Here is a 12,174-nt window from a genome sequence, read left to right as displayed (position 1 = left end):
TATTAGCACCAGTACCACAACCCAAATCAAGAATCCTAACACACTTCCTATCAGAAACACCATAAAAATTCCTAGCAACAAACCTAACTACCTCTAATTCAGGATAAAATCCAAATTCTTGATTTATATATACGCTTTCCAATACACCACCCCTTTTTGAAAAAATATTTTAATATTATTTAATAACAATTTTATATAAATCTTGTTATTTATCATCTAGTTTCTTGAACCGATTTATATACTGGAGATATTATCTAATAAGTGGTGCTTAACTGAAGGTTAGTCTACAAATAAATGGATTGGGTTCTTAACAATATTTTGCATTACCAAAGATTGAAAAAATATATGGAAGAACAAAATCTAAACAGAGGTATAAAACTAGTAAATCATAGGTTGTAAGAGAATCTGAAAAGGAGTTGATACACCATTCATTTTAGCAAGAATGCAAAGTATTTCCAAAAACCACTTAGAAAAGATGAGAGAAAAAAAGTTATTTCCTGTAACTTGACAGTTTTTGTAATTATCAAACTAATAATAAAAATAATACATGAAACAAATAACCCTATAATGGTATATACCTTATTTTGACCAAAAGACCGACAAAAGAGAATCAATATAGCAAAAATTATAGAAATGCCAAACAGCTTAAGGACAAAATTTGGGTATATCTTGAAATTTAGATAATTTTTAACAGAATTATATGACCATAAGAACATTATAAGATAGCTCAGTGTTGTAGTCAAAGCAGCACCTTCAATCCCATAAAATGGAATCAATAATATGTTCAGAACCGCGTTGATGCCTGCTGTAGTAAGATTGATGACTGTGACCTTTTCAGGCCTGCCGATGCCTGAAAGCACAGAGAAATTTACAAGAGAAAGACCCAGAAGACAGACCCCGAATGAAAGTATCTTCATTGCCAAGGCGCCGGCAATGTACTCAGGACCGAAAAGCAGGTCAAGTATAACATCAGCATAGAAGAAAGAAAGGATAGAACAAGGAACAGTGAACAGTATCGAATACTTGTATATCAGGGACAAGCCCTTCCTTATCTTTGCCACATCCTTCTTTGCCCACATCTCAGAAACCATAGGCAGGAAGACAGTGACAATGGCCCCGTTCAGGTAGCCGATCATCAATATCGTGGGAAGGACTGTGTTATAGATGCCGACCTGATCCAAAGTCACAAAGAAAGTGAGGATGATGACATCAATATAGCCGATAATCATGCCACCCATGGAAGACAGCATAGTGGGGAAGGCAAATCTTGTCAATCTCCTGAAAAGGATCCTGTCAAATGAGAACAGGATCCTGGAAGGATTAATGGAAACATACATCGGGATCACAGTGCCTGCAAGGACAAGGCACAAGGACATGAGATAAGCATAAGTCGGAAGCAGGGCATCAGCATTGAAACCAGCATCAAAGAAAGCGATTATGAAAATGAGGAACAGGGCCTTGCTCGCCAGATAGTTGATGCTGTACTTGAACATGTCCTGCAGAGAGATGTATACCTGAAAAATGAATTCCAGGATGTTGTTCGCAAACAGTATCATGATAAAAAGCACAATCATCCTCTTGACTATCCTGATGCCGAAGTACTCCAATGCCAGCCAATCACTGAATAGGTATAAAACTGCAGCAAAGCACAAGGAGAGGACCATCTTGATCATGAAGACATGGAAGAAGGAGGAATCAGAAAGACGCTTCTTCTTCCTCGCAAGGAAATCAGGCACATACTTTGCCAGGGTCAATCCATAACCGAAATCAGCAAACAGCTGGATGAACATGAAGAAGGTCAGAAGGGAGTAAAAGAGGCCGAAATCCTCAAGAGAGAGGTTCCTTGCAAGGAACATCCTTGTGAAATAACCCAAGACATTCGCACCGATAGAAGCAGCGAGAACAAACATGCTGCCCCTGATACCCTGCTTCAGATAGTCTTTCATAGTTACCTCAGGCAAGAAATGATCATCCCAATGCATGGAGCAGGTCTCATGGTAGTACTCTTTAGTAGAGTCAGGCAGAAATATGGGTATAAAATGATTTGTAATTTTTGGATTATAATTTTCTATATAGAAAAAATCAATATTTCCATTTAAATACTTGGTCAATAATCTTTATAAACCTACTTTAAATCCGAAAGGGCATGATAGCAGTTATAGGAACAGGATATGTGGGACTTGTGCAAGGAGCTTGCTTAGCAGACCTTGGAAATGATGTGATCTGCGTTGATATTGATGCTTCCAAGATTGCCAGACTGAAAAATGGTGAGATACCAATCTATGAACCAGGACTATCTGACATTGTAAAATTGAATGTAGCGCACAACAGACTGAGCTTCACAACAGATGCAGACCTTGCGATAAAATCAGCAGACATAATATTCATCTGTGTAGGAACACCCCCCAAAGAAAACGGAGAAGCAGACATGCAGTATGTGCACAAGGTCGCAGAAACAATCGGCAAATGCATGAACACTTACAAGATAATTGTCACAAAAAGCACAGTGCCTGTAGGGACGGGAGATGAGATCAAGAAGATAATCAAGAAAAATCTCAGCAAAGAGATCGAATTCGATATAGTCTCAAATCCGGAATTCCTTAGAGAAGGAGCATCAGTCAAGGATTTCCAGAACCCAGACAGGATAATAATCGGGGTCGAGAGTGAACGGGCTCAGGAGAGGATCGGCAAACTGTACAGATCACTTGAAAGGACAGGAAAACCGATTGTCTATACAGACATCAAGAGCGCAGAGCTCATAAAATACGCATCAAATGCCATGCTCGCAACAAGGATCAGCTTCATGAACATGCTCTCGCAGCTCACAGAGAAGCTCGGCGGAGACATCAAGCAAGTCGGCAAAGGACTCGGGCTTGACAACAGGATCGGACCAAGGTTCCTGCAGGCAGGAGTCGGATACGGTGGAAGTTGCTTTCATCCAGATGAATTTATTTATGTAAAATCAGAAAATGAATTAAAATGCTTAACAATTAAAGAATTCTATGAGATTTCAGAGAAGAAAGGAATTGATGAATGTAAAATATTAACTGCTGACGAGCATGGTATCTGTTTGAAACAAGTCAATGCCCTTACAATAAGATCTTACAAGGGAAAAATGATCCATATATGCACTAACATGGGCAGAAAAACAAGAATAACTGATGATCATCCAATCCCAGTCTGGGAAAATGGCAGAATAAAGATCAAATTATCAAAGAACCTTGCCAAGAAGGATATTTTGATATGCCCTTTTGGTCAAATAAAAGGGGAAAAAATACAGATTGATATGTTCAATGAGCTGAAGAAAAACAAAATTCTCCTTAATCAAACATGGCTGAACAACAAGGAATTGACAAAAAATGAATTTGGTATACTAAAAAAGCATCTTTCCAACAAATATCCCCATGATATCAAAAAGAACGGCACCATAAGACTCAGGGATGCAATCCACCTAAAAGAGATCTACAAATACAAAAACAACAGACTTTTCACGGTCAGAAACAAAGCAACTGCCATTCCATCGATAATCAGCATTGACCACGATTTTGCGAGACTTATCGGCTACTATCTGGCTGAAGGATGGATCAGCATAGATAATGGCAGATATGACAAGATCAGAAAACGCATTGGATTCGCATTTGGATCCCATGAAACAGAATATATAAAAGATGTGAAAACTATCCTGACAAGACTTAAAATAAAAAATCTTGACAGGATTTCTGGAAATAGCCATTCAATAATTGTTTCATCCAATATCCTTGCATATCTTTTTCAAGAGGTCTTACAATGCGGCAGCAATTGTTATGAAAAACAAATACCCCCCCATATTTTCCGATTGCCGAAAGAACTGCAATTAGAATTCATAAAAGGACTGTTAAGAGGAGATGGAAGCATTACACGATTAAACAAGGGCAAAAACCTCAATATAGAGTATGCAACTGTAAGCAGAAAATTGGGGCATTCTTTTGTTGTCTTGCTACAAATTTGCGGATTCATGGCCTCAATTCAAAATAAGTATATGAATAAATCCACAGTTCCAGCTTATATAGTCAGAATAAACGGGATAAACAACATAAATAAGCTCGGTCCCTTTTTTGGACAAAAATGGGATAAATACAAAAAGATTGCAAAAGAATATCAAAGAAATATCAGACCTAGTGGGCACAAACTTAAACCGAATTATGCACTTGTACCTGTCAGTAAGATTGAAAAAGAAGATTATTTCGGTGATGTTTACAGTGTAGAAACTTCAAATTCTCATTTGGTTGTATCTTCCGGTTTATTGATCCACAATTGCTTCCCAAAAGACGTGCTTGAATTAAAACATACACTCGAAAAGCATGGATGCGACGCAAGCATAATAGAGGCAGTGCACTCAACAAATGAAAGACAGAAAAAAAGCATAGTACCAAAAGTCAAGAAGCTCGTCGGCAATCTCAAAGGGAAAAAGATCGCGATATGGGGCCTGGCCTTCAAGCCAAGGACAGATGACATGAGGATGGCACCGTCAATAGAGATAATCAAGCAATTGAGTTCTGAAGGGGCTGAAGTGCATGCATTTGATCCGGTTGCGAATGATAATGCAAAACAGATAATGCCTGAAATAAAATATCATAATGACCCTTATTCTGCAGCTGAAGATACAGACTGCATAATCCTTCTGACAGAGTGGGATGTGTTCAGGGAACTAGATTTCGAGAAAATCAGGAAAAGTGTGAGAAAGGCAAATATTGTCGACGGAAGGAACATATACAACCCATCAGACATGGAAGGATTCAATTACATAGGTGTCGGCAGATGAAAGCAATAATCCTGGCAGCAGGCTACGGAAAAAGGATGCAGAGCACGCTCCATCAGCTTGAAAGCGCAGACCCTGACCTGTATGAAAGGTTGAGACCTGAAGTTGACAGGAAGCAGAAAGCATTCTTACAAGTGGATGGAAGACCTGTCATGGACCATGTCTATGAATCAATAAGAACAATACCACAAGTTGATGAGGTATATGTCATAACAAATGAATTCTTCAAGCGAGATTTTGAGGAATGGGGAAAAGGTAAGCCAGTAAAGGTGTATAGCGATGGAAATAATACTTATCTCAAAGACAAAGGAGCCATAGAATCACTCCTGTCTGCGCTGGAACAGGCAGATCCGCAGGATGATGTTGTAATCTGCGCATCAGACAGCATATTCAGATTCGATTTCAGGGATGTGTACAGGTTCTTTGAAGAGCATGGAACATGCTCTGTCAGCTATAATGAACAAGAGTCAGAGATGCACAGACGGGGCATGGCAGTGCTTGATGCATCTGGCAGAATCATAAAATTTGCCGAGAAACCTGCAAATCCTGAGTCAACCAATGCTGTGCTGCCAGTATATTTTGTCTCAAGACAAGATGTACCTGTACTAAGAGGATATGATCTTCCTAACAGGGAAAATATCGGCCAGATCATACCTTGGCTGATTGACAATGGCAGGAGTGTGTTCTGTTATCATATCAACAAACCGATGGAAGAGGTCAGGATAGACCTAGGGAATATCCAAGACTATATCAGGGTAAGATGAAAACAATACTAGTAACAGGCGGAGCTGGATTCATAGGAAGCCATGTATGCGATGCGCTCATCTCCAGAGGAGATAAGGTTGTGTGTATCGATAACTTCAATGATTATTATGACCCCTCTTTCAAACATGAGAATATCCAGCACAATATCGGCAAGAAGAATTTTGTGCTTGTGAAAGGGGATTTCACAGAACATGATCTTCTGCGAGGCATATTTGTCGAGCACAAGATAGATGTCATCTGTCACCTTGGCGCGCGCGCCGGGGTAAGACCTTCCATTGAACAGCCGCTGCTATATGAAGAAGTTAATGTGAAAGGGACATTGAACCTTCTTGAGTGTGCACGTGAGTTCTCTGTGAAGCATTTCGTGTTCGCATCATCATCTTCAGTGTATGGGGATAGGGACAAGGTGCCTTTCTCTGAAACAGACAATGTGGAGCATCCGATATCACCATATGCAGCAACAAAAAGGACAGGAGAATTAATGTGCTATACATACCATCATCTCTATGGAATAAAGTGCACATGCCTCCGCTTCTTCACTGTCTATGGCCCCCGCGGAAGGCCAGACATGGCACCATACAAATTTGTCCAATGGGTAACAGAGGGCAAAGAGCTTACAATGTTCGGGGATGGAAGCACGAAAAGAGATTATACCTATATTGCTGACATTGTTTCTGGCGTAGTTGCCTGCATCGACAAACAATTTGACTATGAGATAATAAATCTGGGCAATAACAATCCTGTTTCTCTCAAGGAGTTCATCTCTATTGTTGAAAACCTGGTCGGCAAGAAAGCCATCATAAAAAAGATGCCGATGCAGCCAGGGGATGTCTCAATGACCTATGCAGATGTATCAAAGGCAGGGAAATTGTTGGGTTATAAACCCACCACTTCTTTTGCTGAAGGTATGAAGAAGTTTGTGGAGTGGTATAGATCCAACAGATAATCAGCTATTCTGCTGCATGTTCTTGGCATGGTAACAGTCCGCTGTACAATAGGATTCTACATGCTCCTCAGCAGGACCATAGATGAAATCATAACAGCAAACAAATACACAAACTCATGAAGGATGCAATAGCAATGAGTTATGGTGTGACAACATAAACTAAAATTCTTTTTTATCAAGAACCACAGGTCACAGACCGGTGGCATGCTGGAGCAGGACAGATTCCTGCGGTTCTTGATCATGCTCAGAATCATACTAAAAATATGCCGCATTGCAAAAACTGAGTGAGGACTTTGTCCACTGGTCAGATAGACCAGTGGTATATTTCTGACATATCAATTTGACATAGCCAAGCTGACCAAAAGTTTTTTATATTATGAATGCGTATATAATATCATGACAACTACATACCCACCCACATTTGTATTCTGGCATATGCGGTAGTTGCATCTCATTGTCTTTTCTTCATCTAGAAGTTTCTCCTTGAGATGCTGATTCGATAAAAACTTCTGAATCATATGGAGGATGATAAAAATGCCAAAACTAGATACACTTATCAAGAAAAGGGATGAGGTAGAAGCAAAGAAGAAACCTATTGTGCTCTTCTTCACAACATACCAATGTGTCTCGAAATGCCTTGCTTGCTACTGTATGGCTGGCCGAAACAGACCAGGGTTCAATGAAGAGCTTTTCTATTCTGCCATAGAGGACCTGAAGGATTTTAAATTCAAGGCGGCAGGTGGCGAACAGACCCTGGACACAAGGATACTCGACTTCTACAAGGTGATTGGCAAGAAGGATATCATCACGAGCGGGATAAATTTTCCAGATGTCGCACATAAGCTTAAGGATGTCGGAATAACCAAGGTCAGGATAAGCCTTCACGGTCCTGATGCAGAGACACAGAATAGATACTTCAATATAAAGATTTTTGACAGGACAATCAGGGCTCTTGCGATGGCAAGACAGGAATTTGAAGTGGAGACCGAAACAACACTGACCCTCCTAAATTATCAGAAGATACCGAAAATCGTGGCTCTTGCTGAGCAGAATGGTGTTTCACAGGCCAACTTCCTGTTCTTCATCCCAATTGGAAGGGGGATATCCAACAGACAATATCTTGAATTGGATGAGAGCCAGAGAAGAGAGGCCATACAAACCATAATAGGATTGAGAGATGGCAGAGACATAAAGCTCAACTTCTTCGGAAACTGCGGCCCAAATTTCTTCGGATCACACATAGTTGACTATTTTGCTGGAAGAGATGAAGCAATTGCGACATCGGGAGGGATGTATTGCAGTGCAGGAGAAAAATTCTTTGTACTTGATACTTCAGGCGATGTGTATCCTTGCACCCTTATGCTTGACAGGAAGATCGGTATATATGAGAAAGGTAGAGGGCTTGTCATAAATACAAGTCTCCTGCAGAACTCCTATCAAAAAGGAGGGGCTTGCGTTTCCTGTGAATACGAAAGGCTCTGCCAAGGGGGTTGCCAGGCGACAAGAATCGCCTATCCAGACAAGCCGTGCATCACATCACTCTTGAAATGATTTCATTTATCTTTCATATTAAAAGATAAAAAGCTAATTATTTTCAACAATCTTTATAAAGGAGCTATTTCCCAATAAGTGCTGGACGGCCATAGCGGCTTGGTTCTACTGGTACTCATTTCGAACACCAAAGTCAAGCAAGCCCACGTTTCATGTGGTACTGTTCTCTGAACGGGAACCATGGATCGCTGTCCACCTTTTCTTATCATGTGAAAAGAAGCATTTTAAGTTCTTATTAATTAATTTCAATATTGTAAATAATAAATAGGGCTTAAAATTAAATATTATCTATCAAATGAACAAACAATGAAAGTATTATTCATCTGCAACCAGAATGAGAACAGGAGCAAGACAGCTGAAGAAGTGCTCAGGAAAAAATATTCCACCAAGAGTGCAGGACTGTTCAACAATAATCCAGTGAGCAAAGAAGAGCTTGAATGGGCTGACATGATAGCTGTCATGGAAGACCATCAAAGGGAAGAGATAGGAAAAAGATTCCCAAAAATATATCTCAAGAAAAAAATCATCTCGCTGGATATTCCTGACATATATCATCATAACCAGCCTGAACTGATAAAAATATTAAAAGAAAAATCATTATAGCCATTCATAGAACTGCTTAAGGGCATCATCCTTCACATTGAATAATCTAGTCTCAGAAACTCCCAGATCAGGAATCTGTCTTGTCACCTTGAAAAACACCCCATCATTGTGCAGTTCACATATGGATACTTCCCATCTCAGAGAAGACATACTAAAAAAAATCCTCTGCCTCATCAGGCTCAGAATCGAGCACCTTCTCATAATACTCTACAGGCTTTATGTGCGTGATGCTTGTGGTATGAACAAGAAACCTGCCATCCTGTGACTTGAACACCCTGTTCTGGATGATCGGCATCTTCTTCAGCTGCTCAACACGCTTGCTTCCTAGTTTCGATTTCATATTACCACCTCAATGGTTGATGGGATATGATATCGATCAATGCTTAAAGAGAGTTTGGCAAAGAAATTGGAAAGAAATTCCCGAATTCTGAATCACTTCCGGATCTGAAAAATATCTTATGAAAACAGACCATAAATGAAAAAATCTTCCGGGAGTCCTGTGAATCCGTTGCCTTGCTCATTGATCAGAGAAAAAATTTCAAAGGGTCAGGGCCAGATTCGCCATGCGAATCTGGATATAACCAAGTATATCCCTTGAAATTTTCATGCATGTTGATAAGCAAGGCATGGGATAAGGCGAACCAGAAAAGATTTATATATGGCAGATACATAAGCCATCGAAAATGGCAGACATATATGATGAAGAGGAAAGGGAAGAGCTCGTCGATGATGACGAGATAAGCCCAGAGGAAGAAGGATTCATGAAAGGGGCAGAGATGGACGGCGAAAGCGCAAAGTGCAGGAACTGCGGAGCAAAGCTTGACGAGAAGAACACAGTCGAGACAGAGATCGACGGCAAGATAATGTGGTTCTGCTCAGAACAGTGCCTTGAAGACTACAAAGAGAATCACTGAAGCCTTCACCAGGAATGCAGAAACAATGTCTTCTCATTTTTTTCTGACCTTGGCCAGAAAAAAGCCCTGCGTGCCAGTCCTGTGAGGCCATAACCTCCTGCACCTGCTGACTTCCGGATCCAATTCCCTGCCGAAAACACTTGTGAGGCCGGGATCACCGATCGTGCTGATATTCTCAAGCTTGATATCATCATATTTGTTCAGCAGCCAGCCGATATTCAGCTCATTCTCCTCAGGCTCAAGAGAACAGGTGGAATACATCAATATGCCCTTAGGCTTAAGGCATTTCAGGGCAGCCTTGAGGAGCTCTTTCTGAGTCCTCGCCCTCTCATTCACAGACTCCTGCGACTTATTAGAGAACCAATCCTTGTCATTGGCAAAATTGCCAGAACAGGGGGCATCAAGCAAAATGCGATCAAACTCGATGCCGAGATCAAAAGCGAACCTGGCATCCTTCCTGAAAACAATCGTGTTTGAGATGAAACAGCGCTCAAGATTATTCTTCAATGACTGGATGCGCGACTGATTGGATTCCAGGGCAACAAGAACACCCTTATCCTGCATCTCCTGAGCGAGCTGAGTCGTCTTGGAGCCAGGAGCAGCAGCCATGTCAAGAACAGTATGCGACGGTTTCAGCTCCATATGCTCAACAGGGATCTGGGAAGCGAGCTCCTGCAGATAATAATAGCCCAGAAGATACTCAGGAGAAGCACCAGGAGAGAACCTCGCCTTCTTCACCACAAAACCATGCCTAAGGAAAGGGACTTTCTCGAGCAGGATACCATTTGACTTCAATCTGGGAACAAGCTCCTTCTCAGAGATGCGCAATGTATTGATCCTGATCGACTGAGGCAGAGTTGTTATCTTATCGGCATCCTCACCTGCCAATTCCCTGTACCTCTTCAGAAAAAAAGACCTATTCATCCTTCAGCCCCTCATCCTCAATCTCCAGGACAACCTTCCCTGTCTTCTCGTCAATGCCCCTGACCTTGCCTGAAACATACTTCTCTTTCATCTCAGGCCAGGAAAGCTTCTTCTTGTCAGCCCTTATCGCCTTCAGAAGAGAATCGATCTCCTGATAATTCTCATAGATCATCTCGCCTGCCCTCTGATCATTCCTGGCACTTGCCTTCAAAGAACCCAGCTGCTTCCTCTGTATATTTATGGTCCTCTCAATCTTGCCGAGCGCAGCAGACTTCAATCTCACAGCCTCCTTGACAGAAGCAGACTCTATCTTCTGTGTGAAGACCTCATCAATGGCCTCATTGAATGAAGCAAAATCCTTCTTCACAGATGAATCAAAAGACCTGAGATGAAAAGGAAGCACATGAAGAGGCAGATCATCCTTGAAAACAACATTAGCAGACTGGACAGAAGAGATCATATCCACATAACTGCTGAAAATAGCATCCAGCTCCTTCTTAGAGAGATCCCTGACATCCTTCTTCTTGTCGACGCCGGCAAGCAAGCATATCTCCTCAGCAAAAATACCACCAAGAGAAAGATTATTGGCAAGAGCCCTGACAAGCTCTTCAGAGCCCAAAAGAATGATGAACTCATCCTTGGACAATCCAGAGAAATCCTGGTATTTGGGGAATTCATACTTCTGGCCGGTCTTCACACCATCCCTGTTCAGCAGATTGACTATGGAATAATCATCCCTGCACAGCACAAGATTACCTTTTGCAAAAAGCTCAATGATAACCCTCAAACGCTCCGGCCTCTCAAAGAGGATCTCAACAATACGCTCAGAGCCCTTCTGGACAATCTCCCTGACCCTCGCGCCATTGAGATGCTTCCTCAAGGCCATGCAGAAGCCAGAAGGGGAATCTGTATGTGGCTTAAAAGAAGTGAGATAAATGACCTTAGGTATCAGAACCCTCAGAATGCTCTTGCCCTTTGAGGGAACATGGAACTGGAAAAGCAGTTCAGACTTATCCGGATGATAAATCTTGTCTATCTTGCCACCTACCAAGAACTGAAGCTCCCTGACAATATATCCTAATTCCAGATATGAAACCTGATCCTTCATAAGGCCAAGAATGAGAAGCATCCTTTAAATAATTGACGGCTGAAGCAGGCAGCAATAAACCTATGTGGACAATGTGCAGAAGCCTGAAAATCATCAAATCAACCCGTGCGGCGTCATAGTCATCCTATAGAATAAACTGCACCGCTGGAGCCAGGCTTCAAGACATAATAACCCCCTCTCACAGCAAAAGAATCCTGGATCGAAGGAAACTTCTCCTGATCTGCGATCGACCTGCTGAAAACATATGCGGGAAGGACATCAATACCGAGCTCATCCAGGATCTGATCAGCATCATCAGAAGGATGCTGCAGCTCATAGACAAAAACATCAGGGAAAAGCTCCTTGGCAAATTTTGTGATAGTGGATGTATCACAGCCCTCGCACTTCACGACAATGACATAAGGATCAGTGACCTGCTCTGGCAGGACAAAAGGCTCACTCCTGCCAAAATAGACAATCAGGCCTATGATAACCAAAAGCACCAAAACCATACCAAGAGTGCCGAACCAAGGCATCTCCCCTTTGTCTCCTTTTTTCCCATTCTCCTCTTTCTTCCTGACCATCA

General features: G+C 41.6%; 12 protein-coding genes and 1 rRNA gene. 7 read left to right on the top strand and 6 right to left on the bottom strand.

Annotated features, from left to right (window positions below; all coding sequences use genetic code 11):
• Window positions 1-428: 428 nt before the first annotated feature.
• Window positions 429-1,946, bottom strand: a complete 1,518-nt coding sequence (locus tag JW968_06390; GenBank protein MBN1386569.1) for a flippase — start codon at window positions 1,944-1,946, stop codon at window positions 429-431.
• 200 nt (window positions 1,947-2,146) lie between these two features.
• On the opposite strand from JW968_06390, the gene JW968_06385 reads away from it, so the two are divergent.
• From JW968_06385 to JW968_06360, 6 genes are all read left to right on the top strand, one after another.
• Window positions 2,147-4,801: a nucleotide sugar dehydrogenase gene (locus JW968_06385; protein ID MBN1386568.1), complete on the top strand. Its 2,655-nt coding sequence runs from the start codon at window positions 2,147-2,149 to the stop codon at window positions 4,799-4,801.
• The gene (locus tag JW968_06380) at window positions 4,798-5,562 is read left to right on the top strand and encodes an NTP transferase domain-containing protein (protein ID MBN1386567.1); all 765 of its coding nucleotides are present in this window, start codon (window positions 4,798-4,800) and stop codon (window positions 5,560-5,562) included. The genes JW968_06385 and JW968_06380 overlap by 4 nt, the downstream gene beginning before the upstream one ends.
• The gene (locus tag JW968_06375) at window positions 5,559-6,509 is read left to right on the top strand and encodes a GDP-mannose 4,6-dehydratase (protein ID MBN1386566.1); all 951 of its coding nucleotides are present in this window, start codon (window positions 5,559-5,561) and stop codon (window positions 6,507-6,509) included. The genes JW968_06380 and JW968_06375 overlap by 4 nt, the downstream gene beginning before the upstream one ends.
• Before the next feature lie 534 nt (window positions 6,510-7,043).
• Window positions 7,044-8,060 carry a radical SAM protein gene (locus JW968_06370; GenBank protein ID MBN1386565.1) on the top strand — a complete coding sequence of 339 codons (1,017 nt, stop codon included), beginning with the start codon at window positions 7,044-7,046 and terminating at the stop codon, window positions 8,058-8,060.
• Window positions 8,061-8,141: 81 nt separating this feature from the next.
• Window positions 8,142-8,257 (top strand): 5S ribosomal RNA (gene rrf / locus JW968_06365).
• Window positions 8,258-8,366: 109 nt separating this feature from the next.
• On the top strand, window positions 8,367-8,663 hold the full coding sequence (locus JW968_06360; protein ID MBN1386564.1) for a phosphotyrosine protein phosphatase: 297 nt from the start codon (window positions 8,367-8,369) through the stop codon (window positions 8,661-8,663).
• On the opposite strand, the gene JW968_06355 is transcribed toward JW968_06360, so the two are convergent.
• Entirely contained in the window at window positions 8,658-8,813 is a 156-nt protein-coding gene (locus JW968_06355) for a hypothetical protein (GenBank protein ID MBN1386563.1), read from the bottom strand. The genes JW968_06360 and JW968_06355 overlap by 6 nt on opposite strands.
• 1 nt (window position 8,814) lies before the next feature.
• The gene (locus tag JW968_06350; GenBank protein ID MBN1386562.1) at window positions 8,815-9,003 is read right to left on the bottom strand and encodes a hypothetical protein; all 189 of its coding nucleotides are present in this window, start codon (window positions 9,001-9,003) and stop codon (window positions 8,815-8,817) included.
• A gap of 343 nt (window positions 9,004-9,346) precedes the next feature.
• On the opposite strand from JW968_06350, the gene JW968_06345 reads away from it, so the two are divergent.
• On the top strand, window positions 9,347-9,577 hold the full coding sequence (locus JW968_06345) for a hypothetical protein (GenBank protein ID MBN1386561.1): 231 nt from the start codon (window positions 9,347-9,349) through the stop codon (window positions 9,575-9,577).
• A gap of 33 nt (window positions 9,578-9,610) precedes the next feature.
• On the opposite strand, the gene JW968_06340 is transcribed toward JW968_06345, so the two are convergent.
• The 3 genes from JW968_06340 to JW968_06330 all read right to left on the bottom strand — a co-directional run bounded on the left by JW968_06340 (window position 9,611) and on the right by JW968_06330 (window position 12,172).
• Window positions 9,611-10,501, bottom strand: a complete 891-nt coding sequence (locus JW968_06340; protein ID MBN1386560.1) for an RsmB/NOP family class I SAM-dependent RNA methyltransferase — start codon at window positions 10,499-10,501, stop codon at window positions 9,611-9,613.
• Entirely contained in the window at window positions 10,494-11,609 is a 1,116-nt protein-coding gene (locus JW968_06335) for an NFACT family protein (protein MBN1386559.1), read from the bottom strand. Before JW968_06335 ends, JW968_06340 begins: the two co-directional genes overlap by 8 nt.
• Window positions 11,610-11,728: 119 nt before the next feature.
• Window positions 11,729-12,172, bottom strand: coding sequence for a hypothetical protein (locus tag JW968_06330; GenBank protein MBN1386558.1), 444 nt, complete (start codon window positions 12,170-12,172; stop codon window positions 11,729-11,731).
• Between the last annotated feature and the right edge of the window lie 2 nt (window positions 12,173-12,174).

This window comes from Candidatus Woesearchaeota archaeon, assembly GCA_016928155.1.
Lineage (GTDB): Archaea > Nanobdellota > Nanobdellia > Woesearchaeales > JAFGLG01 > JAFGLG01.
The sequence above is the reverse complement of the archived record's forward strand: the minus strand, read 5'-3'. Positions and strand labels throughout refer to the sequence as shown.

Bases quoted from the DNA above. Each gene is read 5' to 3' on its own strand.
- JW968_06380 (MBN1386567.1), top strand. From the start codon at position 4,798: ATGAAAGCAATAATCCTGGCAGCAGGCTACGGAAAAAGGATGCAGAGC.
- JW968_06355 (MBN1386563.1), bottom strand. From the start codon at position 8,813: ATGTCTTCTCTGAGATGGGAAGTATCCATATGTGAACTGCACAATGAT.
- JW968_06385 (MBN1386568.1), top strand. From the start codon at position 2,147: ATGATAGCAGTTATAGGAACAGGATATGTGGGACTTGTGCAAGGAGCT.
- JW968_06350 (MBN1386562.1), bottom strand. From the start codon at position 9,003: ATGAAATCGAAACTAGGAAGCAAGCGTGTTGAGCAGCTGAAGAAGATG.
- JW968_06390 (MBN1386569.1), bottom strand. From the start codon at position 1,946: ATGAAAGACTATCTGAAGCAGGGTATCAGGGGCAGCATGTTTGTTCTC.
- JW968_06330 (MBN1386558.1), bottom strand. From the start codon at position 12,172: ATGGTCAGGAAGAAAGAGGAGAATGGGAAAAAAGGAGACAAAGGGGAG.
- JW968_06335 (MBN1386559.1), bottom strand. From the start codon at position 11,609: ATGAAGGATCAGGTTTCATATCTGGAATTAGGATATATTGTCAGGGAG.
- JW968_06340 (MBN1386560.1), bottom strand. From the start codon at position 10,501: ATGAATAGGTCTTTTTTTCTGAAGAGGTACAGGGAATTGGCAGGTGAG.
- JW968_06370 (MBN1386565.1), top strand. From the start codon at position 7,044: ATGCCAAAACTAGATACACTTATCAAGAAAAGGGATGAGGTAGAAGCA.
- JW968_06360 (MBN1386564.1), top strand. From the start codon at position 8,367: ATGAAAGTATTATTCATCTGCAACCAGAATGAGAACAGGAGCAAGACA.
- JW968_06375 (MBN1386566.1), top strand. From the start codon at position 5,559: ATGAAAACAATACTAGTAACAGGCGGAGCTGGATTCATAGGAAGCCAT.
- JW968_06345 (MBN1386561.1), top strand. From the start codon at position 9,347: ATGGCAGACATATATGATGAAGAGGAAAGGGAAGAGCTCGTCGATGAT.